The following is a 17,266-nucleotide window of genomic DNA, read 5'->3' on the forward strand; positions in this document are numbered from 1 at the left end:
TTCATGATGATTACCAAACGGGTTCTTCCAGCCCTTTTCTTCACACTCGTTTCAACAACAGCCTTCGCCGCCGTCAATGGTCCGGTGAAATCTGTAACCCTGTCGTCCGGAGGTCTTGCCGAAATCATCAGGTCTGCTGAGGTCGGCATAGATTCTGAAATCACCATTGAGGTCCCGCTCGACCAGATTGACGATGTCCTGAAAAGCCTGGTTGTCCGTGACGACATGGGGCGGGTCAAGAGCCTGTCGCTTGCGGGGCCAAATCCCCTTGAGGAGACCTTCCGGACGCTGCCCTTCAAGGCTTCGGACCTGTCCTCGATGCCAAAGCTTTTGGATGCTATCAAGGGAGCGCGGGTCAAGGCAGGCGACAAGGAAGGTATTGTTCTAGGCGTGACCGCCAGCGAAGGCGAAAAGACGCCCAAGACCTGGCAACTATCCGTGATGACGGATGATGGCGAAATTGCCATGGCTGCAATGCCGGGGACAAAGGTCGAAATTCTCGATGCCATTGTCAAAGCAAAGCTTAAGACAGCCATGGATGTTATTGCCAGAGGCAACACCGATGGTGCGCGGACTGTGACTTTGAAGCTGGACGGTTCGGCAGCGCGGAACGTCGATATTTCCTACGTGGTTCCGGCACCGATCTGGAAAACGTCATATCGTCTGGTGACCAGCAAGGAAGGCGAAGTTCGGCTGCAAGCTTGGGCCGTGTTCGAAAATGCATCGGGAGAGGACTGGACCAACGTAGGCGTGACACTCTCTTCAGGCAAGCCGGTCACCCTCAAGCAGGCACTCCATCAACATTTCATGCGTGACCGCACCGAAGTGCCAATCGACACCGCAGCGGCGATCCTCCCACAGGCGATGGCAAAGCCGATGATGGCGGCTAAGCGCAGTTTGGAGGGAGCAAACCGGGTCGAGGCCGCGCCAATGGCTGACGCAATGGATTTTGAGGCATCAGCTCCAGCTCCGTTCGCAATGGCGCTAGGCCAGCAGTCGAACGCGGCCGAACAGGATGTGACATCCACGTTCGCCCTTAAAGGCACCTACAACATCAAGAATGGCGATACGGTGTCCGTTCCCATCATCGATCAAGGCGTGAAGGCCGAAATGGTCTCGCTCTACCGGGCAGGTATGGCAAGCAACCATCCGGTCGCTGCCGCTTTGATCGAAAACAACGCCGGGATTAGCCTGCCGCCGGGCATCATGACCGTTTACGACGACAAGGTCGGATATATCGGAGATGCTCAGATCAATGGCCTACCGCGAGATGGAAAGCAGTCCGTGAGCTTTGCGGTCGACCAGAAGGTGAATGTCGACGCATCTGTAAAAACCAGCCAGCAGATTGTCAGCCTCAAAGTGATCGACGGTATGATCCACACGAAGTCATCAACCGTCGAGGCTGCGACATATACCATTACAGGCGCTCAGGACGGAGAGCGCACTGTCGTGATAGAGGTTCCAAAGCGTAGCGGATGGACATTCAAGGCAGAGGCGCAGGACGAGGCTACCGTCAGCGACTATCGCATCAAGGCCAAGCTGAAGGCCGGTGAAATCAAGACTGTCGAAACTCGGTTCGAGTTGGTCAACGACGAAACCATCTCACTCATCGATGCGGACGCCTTCACTCTGGTAGCTTGGCAGGATGCAGCAGCGGATACCGAGACGAAGGCAAAGCTTGCTGAACTTGCAAATGCACGACGGAGCCAGAATGACGCGCAGGTAAAACTGCAAGTGCTAGATCAGGACTACAGCCGGGCGACAGAAGAGCAGGCTCGGGTCCGCGAAAATCTGCAAGCTGTCGGCGACGGCGATACAAAAAACCGCTTCGACAAGCAACTCAATGTGCTGGAAGACAAGCTTGGCTCTATCGAAGGTCAGCGGATCGAGCAGCGAAAGGTTCTGGACGACTTCACCGAGAAGGTTGGCAATATCATTAGGACGTTCTGACAGGCATCGCCAAAGCTACGGCGCGGGAGCGCGCCCGGGCAGAGGACTTGCGGCGTCAAGAGAGGCAGCGTGAAGAATAGAGGCGTATGGATGAACAAAGACGAATCGATCGTCGCCTTTAACGCGGAGCTGCGGTCAGGTGCCTGCGTTTGATGAGAATTCTAGTTCTCGGAGCGAACGGCTTTATAGGCACCTCAGTAGTAACCCGGCTTATCGCAGACGGGCATCATGTGACCGGTTTCGGGCGGCACGTGGAGCGAGCGAAGCATAAGCGGGCGTCGGTAGAATGGGTAGCAGGCGACCTAGCCGCTATGGCAAGCGCCGAAACGTGGCGGGATTTGATCGACGGCAAACAGGCCATCGTCAATTGCGCTGGTGCTCTGCAAGACGGATTGGCCGATGACCTGGCTGCATCGCAGGACCGGGCCATGGCGGCGCTGTATAAGGCGGCGTCATTGGCAGGCGTGGGGCGCATAATCCAGATATCTGCCCGTACAGACGGCGGTGCCGGCACACTTCCATTTTTAGCGACAAAGCGTCGAGCTGATGAGGCTTTGGCCGCGAGTGAGCTGGAATACGTTATCCTGCGGCCTGCGCTCGTGCTTGGCCGCAATGCTCATGGCGGAAGCGCGTTGTTGCGTGCTCTTGCCAGTATGCCTTTCGCCCTTCCCCTCATTCACGCCGGTAGCAAGGTCCAGACTGTAGCTGTCGATGATGTTGCAGAGGCGGTGGCGATGGCTGTGAATGGTCGCCTTCCGTCTGGCGCTGACATCTATCTTGCTGCGGAAGAGCAAATGACCTTGGGCGAGCTGGTGCAACTGCACCGGCAATGGCTTGGGCTCGCGCCTGCGAAGATTGTCGCCGTTCCTTCTGCCGCAGGCAGGATCGTCACCTATCTGGCCGACATTGCGGGGCAGCTTGGCTGGCGCTCGCCGCTGCGCTCAACGGCAATGAAGGTGATGGAGGCGGGGGTAACGATCCGTCAGTCTGTGCAGGCGCCTGCATTGGCTCGCACGGCTCAACAGACGTTGGACGCTCACCCTTCAGGCGTTCAGGATCTTTGGTTTGCCCGGCTGTACCTCCTGAAGCCTGTCGCCGTCGTTACCCTTGCAGCGTTCTGGCTGTTGTCGGGCCTCGTTCCGCTCGCGAACCCTTCTCGCGCCGCAACGCACTTCCTCCCCTTCATGTCACCCGCAATGGCAATGGGTGTCACCCTCGCGACTTGTGCGCTCGATGTGGCGTTGGGCTTGTTTGTGCTGATGCGGCCTTTCGCCCAAAAGGCGATGATCGGAATGCTGATCGTCTCTGCGTCCTATCTCGCTGGCGGAACGATCTTGGAGCCAAGTCTATGGCTTGATCCTCTCGGGCCTCTGGTGAAAGTGCTTCCGTCAATTGCGCTTTGCTTTGTGGCGCTGGCAACGTTGGATGAGAGATGATGGATCTCACAGAGTGGCTGCGTCTTGCGCATGTCGTCGGGGCGACGGTCTTGTTCGGGACCGGCGCTGGCATAGCCTTCTTCATGGTCATGGTACGACAAACCGATAATCCGGCGCTCATTGCGCATGTATCGGGGACCGTGGTCATAGCCGACACGCTGTTTACGGCCACTGCTGCCATTGTTCAGCCAATCACCGGATACCTCCTCGCGGATAGTATCGGCTGGTCGCTGACTGAAGGCTGGATAGCTCTGTCGCTCGCGCTCTATGTGTTCACGGGACTATTCTGGCTTCCTGTCGTCTGGATACAGATCCGCCTGCGCGATCTCGCAAGGTCAGCAGCTTCCTTGGGGGAGCCGCTACCGGCGCAATGGTATCGACTCTATCGTATCTGGTTTGCCTGCGGCTTCCCTGCGTTTTTTGCCGTCCTGGCCATCATGTGGTTGATGCTCACGAAACCCGACATATCGTTCTAGAAGCTGCCGCGCGATGGCGGAATTGTTGCAGAGAATAGTCTCTTGAGGTATAAAAAAGGCCCATGTAGAGGAGATTGGTTGTGAATAAGAAAGAGTCGGATGCGCGCTTTATAGAATTGGTCAAAAGATCCCTATTGGCAATGCTTTCTACGCTGCCGACACTCGGGGTTACAACCTTAGCCGTGATCGCTATTTTTGGCATGTCAGGCGGCGCATGGTGGGGTATCCTACTTATTGTTGCTGTGCTTTCACACGGCGCATGGCTTGCAAAAGGGGTCTGTAATTCAGTTATGAACTGTTTCGCGAGGCGAAATAGAGAGCCAGAGCTCTTTTGAAGGCATTTTAACCGTTCGATCACCCCTCCGTCGAAGATCCGACGAATCTGAGTTGACTCAATTGAACATGAGAACATAATAGGAACGAATATAACAGCCAGCAATGCCGAGGCTTTCTATGAAAACCAATTTTTCGGCCATTGAGCCTGTTTCCGTCGATTATATCGTTCGCGAGATTAAGACTGCTGGATTGCGGATTTCAGCCGGGTTCCCGTCACCGGCAGGCGATGACTTAGAAGATCCGATAGACCTCATAGCTTGGATGGTACGACACGAACACGCGACATTCTGGTATCGCGTGAGTGGCAACTCCCTGTGTCGCGCAGGCATCCTTGATGGCGATTTCGTCGCCATTGATCGGGCAGGAAAGGTGAAGCCAGGACGAACGGTCCTTGCCTACCACAACGGCGACATGCTCCTGAAGGTGCTGACACAGCGCGACGGTCGAATGTGGCTTGAGGCGCGTTCCGACGAACGCTACCCGCCGCTCGCCGTGCTCGAAACCACTGAAATATTCGGCATCGTCGCGGGCATCGCCCGTCGCTATCCAGTCGATTGAAGCTATGGCTGAACCGATAGCGCTGATCGACTGCAATAATTTTTATGTTTCTTGCGAGCGGCTTTTCGACCCGCGCTTGCGCGACAAGCCCGTGGTTGTCCTGTCAAATAACGATGGCTGCGCCGTCGCGAGATCGAATGAAGCAAAGGCCCTTGGCATCGGGATGGGGGAGCCCGCGCACCATTTTAAGCAGAAGACGAAAGAGCACGGCATTCGTCTCTTTTCATCGAACTATACGCTTTATGGCGACATTAGCCGCAGAGTGGCGGCGACGATCGCCGACTTTTCCCCGAGAACAGAAGTTTACTCGATAGACGAGACTTTCGTTGATCTTTCTGGCTTCGGTGGACGAATGCTCGATCATGCGACCGAGATGAGGGAAACCGTCCGCCAGAATACAGGAATCCCAACCTGCATTGGGATCGGGCCGACAAAGACGCTCGCGAAGTTCGCGAATTTCATTGCGAAGAAAAACCCGGTCTTCAATGGTGTCGCGGACCTGATGAACACGGAGATCGCGGGCTATTGCATGGCTCGCACCGATGTTTCGGAAGTGTGGGGCGTGGGATCGAGAACGACCGCCAAGCTTCGAGAGATCGGAATTCACACCGTCTCGCAGTTGCGCGACATGCCCCTTCCGCTCGCTCGAAAGATCGGAACAGTCGTGCTTGAGCGCACCGTGTCCGAGTTGAACGGGCTGCGTTGCATCGACATTCAGGACATCGAGCCAACCCGTAAAGGAATGGCCGTCACAAGATCCGCTGGCAGTCCCATGACATCTCTCGCCGTCTTGCAGCAGGCGATCACCGCCCATGCGACCAGAGCGGCCGAGAAGCTTCGCAATCACGGCCTCGTCGCCAGCCATATGCAGGTTTTCTTTCACACAAACCCGCACAACGGATCGGCCCGCGACAGCGGATCGAGGACAGCTCGCCTTTCCCCACCGTCAAACGCGACAACCTCGCTCGTCGGCACCGCACTTGCCTGCGCCGCCAGAGCTTGGAAGGGCGATCCGGCAGGGAACGGTTTCGCTTATACCAAGGCCGGGATCATACTGGACGACCTTATCCCCGCCGAGCTTGCTCCCGTTGACCTTTTTGCACACGAACAGGAGCGATCTGGAAGGCTGTCAGCGGCTCTTGATGCAGTGAACGATCGATGGGGCAAGAAGACCCTTATTCTCGCGTCAGAGGGCTTTAAACAGCCCTTTGCGACCAAGGCCGACATGAGATCGCCGCGCTACACGACGCGGCTATCCGATTTGCCTGTTGCAAAAGCATAATTGTTGCGCCGTGTAGCGCTACATGCTACACCTTATGTATGATCATTGGTTTTCGTCATAAGGGACTAGAGACCCTTTATAAAACAGGATCGTCCCGTGGCGTTCAAGCCGCGCACGCACCCAAGTTATCGCGCATCCTCGCGGCCTTGGATGCGGCGGCGGCACCTACTGAGTTGAATCACCCCGGTTATAAGCTGCACCCCTTAAAGGGCGAGATGAAGGGGTATTGGTCAGTATGGGTAAATGGCAATTGGCGCGTGACGTTTCGCTTTGTGGGCGCTGACGTTGAGCTGATCGATTATGTGGATTATCACTAATGGAGCTTATTATGATGAAGAACCACCCCCATCCGGGCGAGCTGCTGCGTGAGGATGTTTTGGTGCCTCTCGGCATCGAAGTGACCGACGCTGCACATCGGCTTGGGCTCGCTCGCACAACTCTTTCGAGGATCATCAATGGAAAGTCAGGGATTAGTCCTGATTTGGCGATCCGTTTGGAGCGTGCTGGTGTCAGCACCGCGCGCTTCTGGATGAATTTGCAGTCCAACTATGAGCTGTCTTTGGCCGCGCAGAGGGACCAGCCACAAGTGCAACCGTTACAGCCAGCAGCATAAGAAGGTTTTGAAACTATGGTTGATTCAAATTGGACTGACGGTTTCGATCAATATAGGTCCGTGCATGGGGCGGAAACACTCATGCGTTACCAAGGGCTTGGTCGTGACTTCGTCTGTAAAAAATCAGATGGCCAGAGTGTGTCTCTTGTTGAGATTGGCTCTCATGAAGAAATTACAGTTAGCTATGAAGAGTTTAGGAAGGATTTCTTCTTGGTTCTCATGGATTGGGAGCCAGCATTCGCTTTTGCTTCTGGCGAAGAGCGAGACAAGCTTCAAGTTGAACTTGAAAAAGAAGTAGCGGCGTTCAAATACTGTTTAGGTATCTGATACGTCCAGATGGCCATGGCCGCGCTGTTATTTTTTGCCATAATTCGGTCCTTCGTTTCCTATAGCGCCCTGCGCAAAGGCTCCTCTTGGGGCCTCTCTTTTGGGCGCGTCAGCGCGGCCTCGCTTTCGTCCTCGATCTCTGGCGTTTCTAAGACATCAGGATCTTCGTCATCATATTCTGTTACAATAAAGCTCCACAAAAGTCCTACCACCATAAGCCCTCCTAGCGCAGCAAAAGCTCCAAGATAGCCAGCTCTTCAAGCTCTTCTGTTTTCTCTCGGATGAATGTCTCTTTGTCGTTCATGGTTTTTTCCTCATTAGACGCCGAAACGCGCTTTTCTGGAACCAATTATTCGGGCAGCTGTCGTTGCACTTGGTTGGCTGACAAGAGAATCTGCGCCCGCGTCGTGTCGGGGAAGTCACTCTGCAAACGGGTTTCATCAAACTGTACTGTCGCAAGCTGCGCGACGTTGTGTTCCCAAGGAAATCCATCGCCAATCATGCTGCTCTTTAGTCCAATCTGATCGAGAAAAGCACTCATACGGTCGGCGCGCTGCCGCGCTTTCCGCAGATCGGCCTCGATTGCCAATTTTTCACGGATCAGTTTTTCGACCACTGCATCGTGCGTTGCTACATCCATTGCCACTCCTTATTTCGCCTCTATCCGCTATCATCATAATTGTTTGGAGATAAAGTGCATCCGCCGAGCAAAATAAAGAAGTGCTGCCCCCAGAGTTGCGATTAGAATGGGCGCACTGAGGGGGATGGAGCTATTGTCGAAAAAGATCACATAGAATCCCGCAAGTGATAATAGGGATACAGCAATACCGATAAATGCAAAAAGCTTAGCGTCTCCTGATATCCTGATTTTATGTTGGCTATCCAGTGAACGCCTATACCACAGGTAGGCTGATATAATGCCCAGTGGCATAAGGATAAGCAGGACTGGTATAGATTCTATGTGCATTGAGTTCTTCCTTTCACTCTTATGGCTCTTGAATTTTCAAATCATAACTTAGACCAAACGGTCTCAGGTAAAGTCGGGGCGGTCCAACCATGCGTTTACTACAGGCTTTCGAGGCGATGGGTGGTGCGGTCTGCTACTCGCTCAGCACGCACCAACGATTCCCCGACCTCCTCTGGAAGAGTGTAGGTCATATAAGAGAGTGACGTTTCCAAGTCGTTGTTGTTGTGACCGAGGATGGCGGCGAAATAGCTGTTCTTCGATACCGTCTTAGGCGCAAAATTATGGTACGCTACCTCCGCGTAGAGGTGCCGAAGTCCATAGGGCTTGGGATCTTCTTCTTTCGGCCACAGCTTTCCGAACAGTTCGATGACAGCATCACGCAGCGGTAGTCGTGCGTCGTCGCTGAAGTCGTTGAGCTTCATCTGTAGCCACAGTTTACCTTGGCTGCTTGCGCGAAGCCGCTGATAGGCGTCAAGGACGAGCGTTGCGGGTGCCAGTGTCGGGATTTCGTAGGTCATCCCGAATTTGGTACCTTCACGCTCTTTCGTCTTCGCCTGGCCCTTGAAAAGGACGCTCCATTTGGAGACGCCTTTTGCGTAGGGTGCGGGAGAAAACTCGGCGCGCGTGAACACCTCAAACGGACGCCGGCCAGTAGTGCCGATCAGGCCTATGGCAACTTCCATCGGTTTATCAGACTTCAGCAGGTCGGTGCAGATCCGCACGACCTCCTTGTAATTTTCGAAGGTGATGAGCGATCCATGCTTGACGGCGATCGTGGCCATCTTCCGCTTTCTGGCCTCATCATACATTGCAGGATCGCCCGAAGCGATCTTCATCATAGGATGTTCTTCACCGAACGCCTCACGAATGGCATTCCGATATCTGGTTACATAAGATATGATCGTGGTGAGAGCCTTGCCCTCATGCACTTTCAGCTCGCTTTGCCAAAGAGCCTGCATCCCTGCCTTGTCGCTGACATCGTTAAGAGCCTCAATGAATGAGGAGATCTGCAATAGTAGCGTCGGCTTGCGACCTACAATATTCTCTTCGGCGCGTTCGATGCGCTCCTCGATCGACGCGGCGACGCCTGATTGAGGGAGGTCGGCAGCGGCAATATAGCTCTTTAAGCGGTCGCGCAGCTTGCGCATGTTGCAGATGGCAACGGGTGTGTTCTTATCCCCAAAGGCCTCTTTCAACGCCTTCCGGTATTTGTTGATGTATAGCTCGATCGTCTTTTCCGTGCGGCCATTTTCGAAGTGGTACCGAACCTCAGCGTCCCAAAGCACGCTGATTTCCTTCCCGTCGAAATCGCCATTAGCATCCTTCGTCGCCGCGACAAGGCCGACGAAATCGTTGATGCGATCTGTCAGCACAGGGACCTTAGTTTTTGCTTTCGTGTTGACCATTGATCCGCTCCTTGAGTTGCCTCATACATATATAAACCATGCATGTCATGCAATGGTATATATTGCGAAAATATATATGTAAGGGTATTATTGAGCGGCCATTACGAGACCTTGGCTTTCCAGCTCATGGGGCCGAGGACACGGTTCGTGTGTAACCGGGCGAAGCAGGCGCAGGCCTGAACGCGCTTATCCAAATTGCGCTGAAGAGAAGGCCGAAGCCTGTGGTAAAACACGGCCGGCACGGCTTCCATTAATTACGGGGCATCATCGGGGGTCTCAAGGCTCAAAGTGGGAGGACGGACCCGGACCCGGTTGGTCGAGTTGGAGGGCCTTGGTCATCTCGCGGTGTTCGAATGCGGGCCGGTAGGTTTTTATGTCATCCCTGGTCATTCCCAAGCGCTCGGCAAGCGGTTCCCAATTGGTATTGATCGTCGTAGCCATATCGTGGATGTTCTGTACGGCCTGGTCCTCAGTGAGATCGAAGAAAGGCGCGTGCTCGATCAGTGCGTCTAGGCTCGCTTCGCTTCCGGAAATCTCTGAGATCGCTGTTTTCAGTTCGCGGTGACGTTCCGGTGCCGGGTTTACGTCGAAGATATGTGACAGGCGCCAGTGATCGTTGCCGGCATATAGAAATCCATGGTTTTTCAGATGGTCATCTACGTTCGAGACGAGGATTGTGAAGCCTACTCGATTGAACAGTTCGGATAGATCTCGCTTCGGTTGGTCGGAATGCTGTCTTATCGCCTCGGCCAACTGCGTGTAGGTGCCAGAGGTAGCGTCGGCCGCTTCCAGCATGGTTTGCGCCGAGATGTAAGGGAGACGGCCAGCAGAAGTCCTGTCAAAGCGCCTTATCAGCGCGACGGGCAGGCCGTCGCTCATATCGAGGCGAGCGGACGGTGCATTCAAACCGCACTGTTGTGCAAGATTGAGTGTCAGCACTTCGGCACGCTCGACATTTTCCGTGTCTCTGATCGAGGTGAATTTCGCGATGAGCAGCGTCCCGTCCGTATCAACAACGGAGCATTTCGGCCGTGCGCCCCCGAGCGACGCGCTTCCGATTTGCCGTAAACGCTTGAGAGCTTCAGCGGTTTGGGGGTCTTCCCGCTCAAGGCTGGCGATCGACTGCCCGAGTTGATTGAGCTGAAGGAGGGGCGGGATCTCGTGACGACCACCAGGCTGGCTCGAAAGAAACGGCTGATTATCACCTTCCTCGCGGATGCGCAGCGCGCCTAGCCGGCTGAAATCATCGACCGATAGCAGGTAGTCCAGCTCATTGAGGGGAGAGGTATCTTTCCGGTTCTCGCGAGCATCCCTGCGGATGATATTTCTACCCCAGGAGTCGGGGGTGGTGTCTGCGATCGGCATCGGAAGCGGTGAGACATAATCGCCATCCTTCTTGTAGAAAAACTGGCCTCCATCGAGAGGCATTGACGGCGCAATCGCAAATCCACGAGGGTTGTCGATCCAGGTATCTGCATACTCGAAACTGCTGAATTCGCGGTTGCCTTGGGCTTCAAACCGCAAAGTGCCAACAAGGATACCACTGTTGCCGATACAGACTTGCAGTGCTTTTGCCATCAGAATGCCTCTCCAAAATCTTCGTCATGGTGTGGGACAGTCGCTGGTCTCGCCTGGTCGATTGTCGCCCTGGCTGGTTTCCGCCGAGGGCCGCGCACTCTTTGTGGAAGCTGTTGGTTTTCCAGCATCAGTCCTACGTCGTCACCTCCGACATCGAGAAGGTTGGCCAGCCGTTTTCCTTCTCCGAGGACGACGAGCACCATCGCGAGTGTCGCGAGCGAAACGCCGGGATCACCTTTTTCAAGTCGACGAATGGTCGGCAGGGTAACACCAGCGCCGTCTGCCAGTCGCTGCTGCGTAATCTTCCGCCGTTTGCGAGCAGCACTGATGTCGGCTCCGAGCTTCTTTAGCCCGTTAATAGCGTTGAGAGAAGGGAGGGTTCTGCTTTTCATAATGCAATATGGATAGTCTATTCAGACATATAATGCAACATCTGTGACGCATTAGAATGATTATCGCCGGTCCTCACCGGAAGGACGTTGATTGACTTCACACCGATGAGAGCAATAGAAACAACGACAACACAACGTTTAGAGCGGATGGGCAACGATATGGACGCTGAAAATACGCCCGAGGTGCATAAACTTCATTGGTGGTTTTTTGCGATAAAGCTTATTCCTTGGATCATTTTGATGGTTGTATTCATCATTATCGGTCAAGTCGTAGCGTTGTGGCCGATCCTTTCAGATTTCTACAGCCAGTATTACTATATTGGTGCGTTCATCATTCTAGGATTGATGACGGTTGGGTTTGTAATCGGCTATCTCCAATGGATCTATACGACATTAACGTTGGGGGAGGGATATCTCGTCTTCTCGCAGGGAATCATTAGTCGCCGGGTGGCCAAAATTCCATTGCAGGAGATCGCGAGTATCGACTTACAGCAGTCGATTTTCCAACGCTTCTTGAAAACCGGTGATTTGGTGGTTGATATGAGAGGCGCTTCTCTGTTGCGGATGTACGGATTGGATGATCCGGCTTCAATCCAGAACCGCGTGATGGAAATGCGCAGACCAGGGAGGATTTGAATGTGATTTTCCTGATCAAAGCTATCGCAGTTTGTACTTTCATCTACGGCACCGGCTTTGGTGGCGCAGCAGAGGGCCTGCCTGAGAAATTGCACTCTGGTCTTGCCGGGGATGCAATCTGGCTCTTCCTACCCCGATTTTTGCCGTTCGGCATTGCCTCGGTGATATTCTGGTGTTTGGCCGAATTTTATAAGTCGAGGCAACTAGACAGGGCATCAAGAAGCGAAATTGAAACCGGCCATGATGGACCCGCACGATAGGAGATAGAATTGAAGAAGACGTTTTTTGCAGCAGTCACACTGGTGGCCGCATTACCGTTTTTGGCATCAGCTCAGGATTTCCCTGCCGTCGATGATACTCCAGCAGATACTCGTTTCGATCGATCTCTCAATTTCGACGTTCTTGGCATCCGCCCTGGCGATACCCAGGACGAGGTAAGGGCAAAGCTGAAAGAACTATTTCCTGACGACAATGGTGTGGCTGATGTTCGGATGCAGGGCAATGTTGCCAGTCCTAATGGCGCACAGGTGAAAATCGATTTTGTGTCCGAGTTGAGGCGTGGAGCTGATAGCGGACAGCCCCCGTTGTATCGGAAGGGCAAAGCTGGCGATTGGCCGATCGTCTATTTCAGCTCGCCGATTTACGGGAGCCGCGCTGCGGGTGTCGAGCGCTCGCTGTACTTCGGCCCTGAAGAGATGATGAGCGCCGAAGCTATGCGCGTAACGGTCGAGGAGAAATATGGCCGACCAACCATCACCAACAAAGATGCATCCGGTCACGTCACGAGTGTCGCTTATTTCTATGCAGGGGGAAAGCTTCTCCCCGAAACGGGATGGCAACATGCGAATTGCAGCAATGGAGCGGGCGACTGCGGGTCTTTTATCTCTGGGTATGAGCCCAGGAATGGGACGCCCGTAAAAGCGCTCAAAGCCAAGGAGCCATGTGCGGCAATGGCGGAGTGGGTTTATCAAGGCAAGGGAGCGTTCGACTACAAGTTCAATGACCTCGTCATTGATGATAAGAGCTGCGACGGCATCATGACCGTAAGTTTCAACGGGGATTCACCTGCCAAGTTGGATTGGGTGGTATTCGGCCTTTACGACGTGAAGCGCCTTTACGGCCATCGTGTCGCGCTCGATGCGGCAATCACGAAGGAGCTGCAATCCCCCACCAGCGCGCCGGCATCGGCAAAGCCGCGCTTATGAACCCAAGGAGCAGCGATCAACGTGGTATGAATCCAGAGCGCCCAGAATAACGCGGGAAGGCGACACAAATTGGTAGAAAAGAAGAAACCGAATGACATCGATGTCAATGTTGGCCGACGCATTCGCTTGCAGAGGACGGTGTTGGGTATGAGCCAAACCACCTTGGCCGATGCTCTTGGCATCACGTTTCAGCAGGTGCAGAAATATGAGAAGGGCACGAACCGCGTAGGTGCCAGCCGCCTCCAGCACATCGCCAGCTTCCTTAGTGTTCCAATCGCATATTTCTTCGAAGGTATGCCTGCGTCTGCTGAGAACGATCAAACGGGAGGTGCGCAGGCTGTACCGGAAGCAAACTTGGTGACAACCTTCCTTGGGACACCAGAGGGGTTAGCGCTGAATCGGGCGTTCACGAAAATCGCTGATCCAATTCTCAGAAAGAAAATCATAGCACTCGTGAAGTCTGTTGCCGTAAGCGACGACTCCGAGCCCGAGTCCGCTTAGGTTTTGGGGGGCGAAGGGGCGCGAACGCCCCTCCCTTTTGCTTACGGAAGCCAGTGGGTGCGACGGCAAAGACCGTCCAGCCAATCCGCCATAGCTCGATATCCGAGCTTGACGATGCGACCAGCGCCGAGCCCGATCTTTGGGGAGCCTGTTGCCAGTAGGCCTATAGTAAATGCGATGATGGCGAGGATAGTAGCTTCTGTCGATGTGCTCATTTTCATCTCCGTGTTTGAGCCGCAGGCTCTCTTTTGCCTGCACAAAGATTCTCGCCTGCTTCCTTGCAAGGGACAAACCGGCCAATTCGCCGTTAGAAATTTTCTTTTCGATCAGGATGTCTTGTTCTGGCTTTTCACCAGTCGATAGTCTTTCGTCACGGTCCCCGTCTCGCTCGCCGCACCGATCATGGCGGCTCTCACCCAAACGGTTTTCTCTGGCAGGCGACGGAGGTGCCCCCTGCGAAGGTGAAGGCGTGGGCTGGCGTGTGAACCGCCTCCGGTTCCTTCGCCGCGCATTGCCGGGCGATCAGCGGCCAGCGCTAAGACCTTGTACGAGAAAAATGGTTCTTTGCCTTTGGCAACGCGAGCCTTGTTGAGCTTCGCGGGCGGTTCGACTTCCGATGTAGCGACATTCTCACAGTTTAGGACTGCGCACGCTTGGATGACTGCAAGAGCTTCATCACGGCTATCGTTCATGATGTTCGCGAAACCTGTGTCGCGGCCATGGTTGGCGATGACGGCTTCGAAGTGCTCCGATTGGAGGATGAAGGGTTCGGCGGCGAATTGCCGGGCCTTCTTCGGAAGGAGACCGGCGCTGTTCAGGGCGTCCATCGCCTTGGCGCTGAGCGGGCTGACTTTCGCCTGATCGATTTCAGCCAAGGTATTCTCGTAAGGGACGAAAGCGCCGCCGATCCCGACGTTCCAGAAGCCAATATGATCGAGCCACGAGATTGGAAGAACGAAGACGCCACCTTGCGGAAAGCGATCCAGAACGATGTTCAGGTGCGCCAGGTGCGGCGGTGTTGCGTCAGGCTCCCAACACAACGCAATGCGTCTGGTTGACTTGTAATGATCGAGGTATCCCGCGTCTACCGCATCGACCTTTTGCCATGGAGCTTCGAATGCCGTGATTGGATACGGCAGCTTCAGAAGATCGATGTGCGCTTGGGAAACGTGCATGGGATCGAGCAGCTCTGCACAGTTCGGAAGTAGAAACTTGACCGACTTTCGCAGCATGTCGCTAACAGCTTGGATTGCATCCCTAGACTGCCCGAAGTGCGGCGGCAGACGCTTCAGGGTCTCTTTTATGCTTTCGATGGCATGAGCGCTGTAGTTCAGCGCCGTGATATTTTCGTCAGTCTCCATCTCACTCCCCTTGCCCGTACACGGCTTCTAGGAGGCCACGAGCGTCCGCGTCCTGAATAGCCTGCAAGGCCGCTGAATGTCCTGCGGTGTTGTCGCGCTCGCGCCCGTAGCGTGTCTCGACATCCTGCCTGAGACGGTTGATCAACTCGTCCTTGTTGCTTTGCGGATGAACGGCATAATGCTCCGCTGCTGCGAAGGCGACGTGCGGGATCGTAAACTCGTCGAGTGTGGGTTCTACTGGTTCCGCAGGCGTACTCTGCTTCATGATTGGCACCATTGGTTTCGATCACGGTAGCCGCCTTGGTAGGCATGGCCAAGGCCAAGCTCGATCATCTGTTCGGCAATATCGCCTTGTTGCGTCACTACCCGCGTCAGGACACGACCGTACCGATCTTTGCCTTGAGCTTCGTACTGGATGCCGGGGCCAGTCATGAGGCTTTGGAGTTGCCGCGTTGCGCGATCTGCCAGCGCCCTTTCTGAAGCGCATCGAGCGCCATCTCCGGACTCCGGCGCATCATACCCTAAGATCCGGTACTTGATGCCCTCTCGCCAGAATGTGTCGCCATCGACAATGCAGGTTGTGCGCTTGCCGCTGGCACATATCGGCCACTGATCCTGCGCGGCCGGGGCCGACGACGCGAAGAGTGCTGCAAGGGCAGCGATGGTTCCGGTTCTGATGAACAATGGTTGGTCCTTTGAAAGTAGTACGGCTGAAATTTAGGCGGAGTGCGGGCGAAAGACGCCCTCGTTGATTGCCTGCCTAAGAAGGCGAAGCCACGCAAAGTAATTCCCCTCTTCATCGAGGTCGGAACCCATTGTCTCGGCCATCTCACTTCGTTCATTCTCAGATGTGCTTTGCAGAATAGGCCCATAGGTCGTTCGAAGCAGTGCCAGTTCCCTGAGATCATCCAACGTAACTGGCCGTCCTTTGAAGTTAGGAACGCCTTGCTCATCTAATCTTGGTACGGGGATATCAAATTCGACACCGCTAGGATCTACGATGAGAACAGACGACATCAGTCCCTCCTCGTCATCGTGCTTGAGCGTAATGGTCGCCCCGTTATCGTAGAATGTTTCGGTTTTCACAATTTTACTCCTGTATCAATCATCAGTAGACGCTGAGTGGATTGCAATGACCCGACCGATCTCAGCGAGCACCTCCGTTTGGCTTCCGTGGAAGCGCTCGCTTCCTGTTGGGAAGTTGATCTCCCATGGGCTGTCGTTGTCGGGTCGAGTTGCTTCATAAATATCGCCTTGTGCGGTAGTGCGGGAGACTGTTTGCACGGTACTGATTTTCAATTTTGACATGATGCTCACCGTTGTTCAGAATTCGTAGGTGCGGCTTCCATCCGGCAAGTCGCACGCGATCTCGACATGGAGGCTTTCGATCTCCCCTGGCTCATAGTAGCGATCCCGCCATTTGATAGCGTTGTCGTGGCTGTTGGCGGTGTGTACGTCGCACTCACGCTCGTAGCCCGCGTTTTCAACGACTGTGTAACTTTTCTTCATTGTCCTGTCCTCAGAAAGCCAGGCTGCGCCTGCTGCGTGTGCAGCGATAGAGATAGATTCCGAAGCTCCATGAGCGGCAGAGGTGGGCGACACCCATGGGTTTCTTCTGCGTTGGTGTGTTCTTCATCCATGTTTTTCAGCCTTTCTGGAAGGGTTGCGGGGCTATTTCTGGCATCCAGATGCAGGTTGCTGCGAGGAACGCGACGATCGCGGCGAGAGCGCAGATATCCTGAATGAGAGGCATGTATGGGGAGATGTCGAAGGCCCTGCGTTGAGGGACGTTGCAAAGCGTGATAGGTGGGCAAGACATGCAGCGATCGCTCCGTTTGCGGCGAATATATATTGCGTTCTACATGGGAAATATATGCCAATATGGACGAAAACGCAATAGGAAATATATGTTGCTTTGTAATTTGTGTGCGCTGAGCTGCGACCGCCAACCCCAAGGGGAAGGCTGACCGGCTAGCGCGACGCATATAGAAGCCATGCTAGCACGCAAACCCAATGACTTACAAGCATATATAATCCATATTTTGCGATAATTTAGATGATTTTTGCCACGTAGCATAGATTTGCTTAGATAAGTATAAATATAGTACAATTTGGTAGTATTAGCTATAGAATGCGGGTATATAAGGTATGATATACCCCGAATTAGTATAAAATGGTATAGAATATATACCCTGTGAGCGTGCCGTGCCCCTTGACGGTTGCCACATAGATAATACTATCC

25 protein-coding genes are annotated in these 17,266 nt (G+C 54.2%); 13 read left to right on the forward strand and 12 right to left on the reverse strand.

The window, feature by feature from the left end; all coding sequences use genetic code 11:
* Window positions 1-3: 3 nt before the first annotated feature.
* From FS819_RS28950 to FS819_RS28990, 9 genes are all read left to right on the forward strand, one after another.
* The gene (locus tag FS819_RS28950; protein ID WP_234625002.1) at window positions 4-1,950 is read left to right on the forward strand and encodes a DUF4139 domain-containing protein; all 1,947 of its coding nucleotides are present in this window, start codon (window positions 4-6) and stop codon (window positions 1,948-1,950) included.
* Window positions 1,951-2,102: 152 nt separating this feature from the next.
* Window positions 2,103-3,386, forward strand: a complete 1,284-nt coding sequence (locus tag FS819_RS28955; RefSeq protein ID WP_234625001.1) for an SDR family oxidoreductase — start codon at window positions 2,103-2,105, stop codon at window positions 3,384-3,386.
* Window positions 3,386-3,862, forward strand: coding sequence for a DUF2269 family protein (locus tag FS819_RS28960; protein WP_234625065.1), 477 nt, complete (start codon window positions 3,386-3,388; stop codon window positions 3,860-3,862). Before FS819_RS28955 ends, FS819_RS28960 begins: the two co-directional genes overlap by 1 nt.
* Window positions 3,863-3,942: 80 nt before the next feature.
* On the forward strand, window positions 3,943-4,197 hold the full coding sequence (locus tag FS819_RS28965) for a hypothetical protein (RefSeq protein WP_234625000.1): 255 nt from the start codon (window positions 3,943-3,945) through the stop codon (window positions 4,195-4,197).
* A gap of 118 nt (window positions 4,198-4,315) precedes the next feature.
* Entirely contained in the window at window positions 4,316-4,756 is a 441-nt protein-coding gene (locus FS819_RS28970) for a LexA family protein (RefSeq protein ID WP_070150285.1), read from the forward strand.
* A 4-nt stretch (window positions 4,757-4,760) separates the two neighbouring features.
* On the forward strand, window positions 4,761-6,038 hold the full coding sequence (locus FS819_RS28975; protein ID WP_234624999.1) for a Y-family DNA polymerase: 1,278 nt from the start codon (window positions 4,761-4,763) through the stop codon (window positions 6,036-6,038).
* Window positions 6,039-6,076: 38 nt separating this feature from the next.
* A complete protein-coding gene (locus FS819_RS28980) occupies window positions 6,077-6,355 on the forward strand; it encodes a type II toxin-antitoxin system RelE/ParE family toxin (RefSeq protein WP_234624998.1) in 279 nt (92 codons plus the stop codon).
* A gap of 11 nt (window positions 6,356-6,366) precedes the next feature.
* Entirely contained in the window at window positions 6,367-6,651 is a 285-nt protein-coding gene (locus FS819_RS28985) for a HigA family addiction module antitoxin (protein WP_234624997.1), read from the forward strand.
* 81 nt (window positions 6,652-6,732) lie between these two features.
* Window positions 6,733-6,978, forward strand: a complete 246-nt coding sequence (locus FS819_RS28990) for a hypothetical protein (protein ID WP_234624996.1) — start codon at window positions 6,733-6,735, stop codon at window positions 6,976-6,978.
* A gap of 59 nt (window positions 6,979-7,037) precedes the next feature.
* On the opposite strand, the gene FS819_RS28995 is transcribed toward FS819_RS28990, so the two are convergent.
* The 5 genes from FS819_RS28995 to FS819_RS29015 all read right to left on the reverse strand — a co-directional run bounded on the left by FS819_RS28995 (window position 7,038) and on the right by FS819_RS29015 (window position 11,321).
* Window positions 7,038-7,193, reverse strand: coding sequence for a hypothetical protein (locus FS819_RS28995; RefSeq protein ID WP_234624995.1), 156 nt, complete (start codon window positions 7,191-7,193; stop codon window positions 7,038-7,040).
* 134 nt (window positions 7,194-7,327) lie between these two features.
* Entirely contained in the window at window positions 7,328-7,618 is a 291-nt protein-coding gene (locus FS819_RS29000) for a hypothetical protein (RefSeq protein WP_234624994.1), read from the reverse strand.
* A gap of 425 nt (window positions 7,619-8,043) precedes the next feature.
* Complete coding sequence (locus FS819_RS29005; protein ID WP_234624993.1) at window positions 8,044-9,351, reverse strand: telomere resolvase; 1,308 nt, start codon at window positions 9,349-9,351, stop codon at window positions 8,044-8,046.
* 276 nt (window positions 9,352-9,627) lie between these two features.
* Window positions 9,628-10,929, reverse strand: a complete 1,302-nt coding sequence (locus FS819_RS29010; RefSeq protein ID WP_234624992.1) for a type II toxin-antitoxin system HipA family toxin — start codon at window positions 10,927-10,929, stop codon at window positions 9,628-9,630.
* Window positions 10,929-11,321 (reverse strand): helix-turn-helix domain-containing protein, encoded by a 393-nt coding sequence (locus FS819_RS29015; RefSeq protein WP_498724838.1) that lies wholly within the window; start codon window positions 11,319-11,321, stop codon window positions 10,929-10,931. Before FS819_RS29015 ends, FS819_RS29010 begins: the two co-directional genes overlap by 1 nt.
* 87 nt (window positions 11,322-11,408) lie before the next feature.
* Between FS819_RS29015 and FS819_RS29020 the strand changes: the two genes are divergently transcribed.
* The 4 genes from FS819_RS29020 (at window position 11,409) to FS819_RS29035 (ending at window position 13,663) form a co-directional block, all read left to right on the forward strand.
* A complete protein-coding gene (locus tag FS819_RS29020; RefSeq protein ID WP_234624990.1) occupies window positions 11,409-11,957 on the forward strand; it encodes a PH domain-containing protein in 549 nt (182 codons plus the stop codon).
* Between the two features lie 2 nt (window positions 11,958-11,959).
* The gene (locus tag FS819_RS29025; RefSeq protein ID WP_234624989.1) at window positions 11,960-12,217 is read left to right on the forward strand and encodes a hypothetical protein; all 258 of its coding nucleotides are present in this window, start codon (window positions 11,960-11,962) and stop codon (window positions 12,215-12,217) included.
* Between the two features lie 9 nt (window positions 12,218-12,226).
* Window positions 12,227-13,162: a hypothetical protein gene (locus tag FS819_RS29030; protein ID WP_234624988.1), complete on the forward strand. Its 936-nt coding sequence runs from the start codon at window positions 12,227-12,229 to the stop codon at window positions 13,160-13,162.
* Window positions 13,163-13,231: 69 nt separating this feature from the next.
* Window positions 13,232-13,663 carry a helix-turn-helix domain-containing protein gene (locus FS819_RS29035; RefSeq protein WP_234624987.1) on the forward strand — a complete coding sequence of 144 codons (432 nt, stop codon included), beginning with the start codon at window positions 13,232-13,234 and terminating at the stop codon, window positions 13,661-13,663.
* A gap of 41 nt (window positions 13,664-13,704) precedes the next feature.
* Here FS819_RS29035 and FS819_RS29040 read toward each other — a convergent pair whose 3' ends face one another.
* The 7 genes from FS819_RS29040 to FS819_RS29070 form a co-directional block, all read right to left on the reverse strand.
* Window positions 13,705-13,878 carry a hypothetical protein gene (locus FS819_RS29040; protein ID WP_234624986.1) on the reverse strand — a complete coding sequence of 58 codons (174 nt, stop codon included), beginning with the start codon at window positions 13,876-13,878 and terminating at the stop codon, window positions 13,705-13,707.
* A 111-nt stretch (window positions 13,879-13,989) separates the two neighbouring features.
* A complete protein-coding gene (locus tag FS819_RS29045; RefSeq protein WP_234624985.1) occupies window positions 13,990-15,024 on the reverse strand; it encodes a hypothetical protein in 1,035 nt (344 codons plus the stop codon).
* A 1-nt stretch (window position 15,025) separates the two neighbouring features.
* The gene (locus FS819_RS29050; protein WP_234624984.1) at window positions 15,026-15,289 is read right to left on the reverse strand and encodes a hypothetical protein; all 264 of its coding nucleotides are present in this window, start codon (window positions 15,287-15,289) and stop codon (window positions 15,026-15,028) included.
* Window positions 15,286-15,708, reverse strand: coding sequence for a thermonuclease family protein (locus FS819_RS29055; protein WP_234624983.1), 423 nt, complete (start codon window positions 15,706-15,708; stop codon window positions 15,286-15,288). Before FS819_RS29055 ends, FS819_RS29050 begins: the two co-directional genes overlap by 4 nt.
* Window positions 15,709-15,741: 33 nt before the next feature.
* A complete protein-coding gene (locus tag FS819_RS29060) occupies window positions 15,742-16,110 on the reverse strand; it encodes a hypothetical protein (protein WP_234624982.1) in 369 nt (122 codons plus the stop codon).
* A 15-nt stretch (window positions 16,111-16,125) separates the two neighbouring features.
* A complete protein-coding gene (locus tag FS819_RS29065; RefSeq protein WP_234624981.1) occupies window positions 16,126-16,332 on the reverse strand; it encodes a hypothetical protein in 207 nt (68 codons plus the stop codon).
* A gap of 15 nt (window positions 16,333-16,347) precedes the next feature.
* Window positions 16,348-16,533: a hypothetical protein gene (locus FS819_RS29070; RefSeq protein ID WP_234624980.1), complete on the reverse strand. Its 186-nt coding sequence runs from the start codon at window positions 16,531-16,533 to the stop codon at window positions 16,348-16,350.
* Window positions 16,534-17,266: the final 733 nt, after the last annotated feature.

Origin of the sequence: Allorhizobium sp. Av2 (assembly GCF_021462805.2) — a bacterium.
Lineage (GTDB): Bacteria > Pseudomonadota > Alphaproteobacteria > Rhizobiales > Rhizobiaceae > Allorhizobium > Allorhizobium vitis_G.

Coding starts and splice junctions, on each gene's coding strand:
- FS819_RS28960 (WP_234625065.1), top strand. CDS start 3,386: ATGGATCTCACAGAGTGGCTGCGTCTTGCGCATGTCGTCGGGGCGACG.
- FS819_RS28970 (WP_070150285.1), top strand. CDS start 4,316: ATGAAAACCAATTTTTCGGCCATTGAGCCTGTTTCCGTCGATTATATC.
- FS819_RS28955 (WP_234625001.1), top strand. CDS start 2,103: ATGAGAATTCTAGTTCTCGGAGCGAACGGCTTTATAGGCACCTCAGTA.
- FS819_RS29065 (WP_234624981.1), bottom strand. CDS start 16,332: ATGTCAAAATTGAAAATCAGTACCGTGCAAACAGTCTCCCGCACTACC.
- FS819_RS29005 (WP_234624993.1), bottom strand. CDS start 9,351: ATGGTCAACACGAAAGCAAAAACTAAGGTCCCTGTGCTGACAGATCGC.
- FS819_RS29045 (WP_234624985.1), bottom strand. CDS start 15,024: ATGGAGACTGACGAAAATATCACGGCGCTGAACTACAGCGCTCATGCC.
- FS819_RS29050 (WP_234624984.1), bottom strand. CDS start 15,289: ATGAAGCAGAGTACGCCTGCGGAACCAGTAGAACCCACACTCGACGAG.
- FS819_RS29000 (WP_234624994.1), bottom strand. CDS start 7,618: ATGGATGTAGCAACGCACGATGCAGTGGTCGAAAAACTGATCCGTGAA.
- FS819_RS29015 (WP_498724838.1), bottom strand. CDS start 11,321: ATGAAAAGCAGAACCCTCCCTTCTCTCAACGCTATTAACGGGCTAAAG.
- FS819_RS29010 (WP_234624992.1), bottom strand. CDS start 10,929: ATGGCAAAAGCACTGCAAGTCTGTATCGGCAACAGTGGTATCCTTGTT.
- FS819_RS28990 (WP_234624996.1), top strand. CDS start 6,733: ATGCGTTACCAAGGGCTTGGTCGTGACTTCGTCTGTAAAAAATCAGAT.
- FS819_RS28980 (WP_234624998.1), top strand. CDS start 6,077: ATGATCATTGGTTTTCGTCATAAGGGACTAGAGACCCTTTATAAAACA.
- FS819_RS28985 (WP_234624997.1), top strand. CDS start 6,367: ATGATGAAGAACCACCCCCATCCGGGCGAGCTGCTGCGTGAGGATGTT.
- FS819_RS28975 (WP_234624999.1), top strand. CDS start 4,761: ATGGCTGAACCGATAGCGCTGATCGACTGCAATAATTTTTATGTTTCT.
- FS819_RS29070 (WP_234624980.1), bottom strand. CDS start 16,533: ATGAAGAAAAGTTACACAGTCGTTGAAAACGCGGGCTACGAGCGTGAG.
- FS819_RS29040 (WP_234624986.1), bottom strand. CDS start 13,878: ATGAGCACATCGACAGAAGCTACTATCCTCGCCATCATCGCATTTACT.
- FS819_RS28950 (WP_234625002.1), top strand. CDS start 4: ATGATGATTACCAAACGGGTTCTTCCAGCCCTTTTCTTCACACTCGTT.
- FS819_RS28995 (WP_234624995.1), bottom strand. CDS start 7,193: ATGGTGGTAGGACTTTTGTGGAGCTTTATTGTAACAGAATATGATGAC.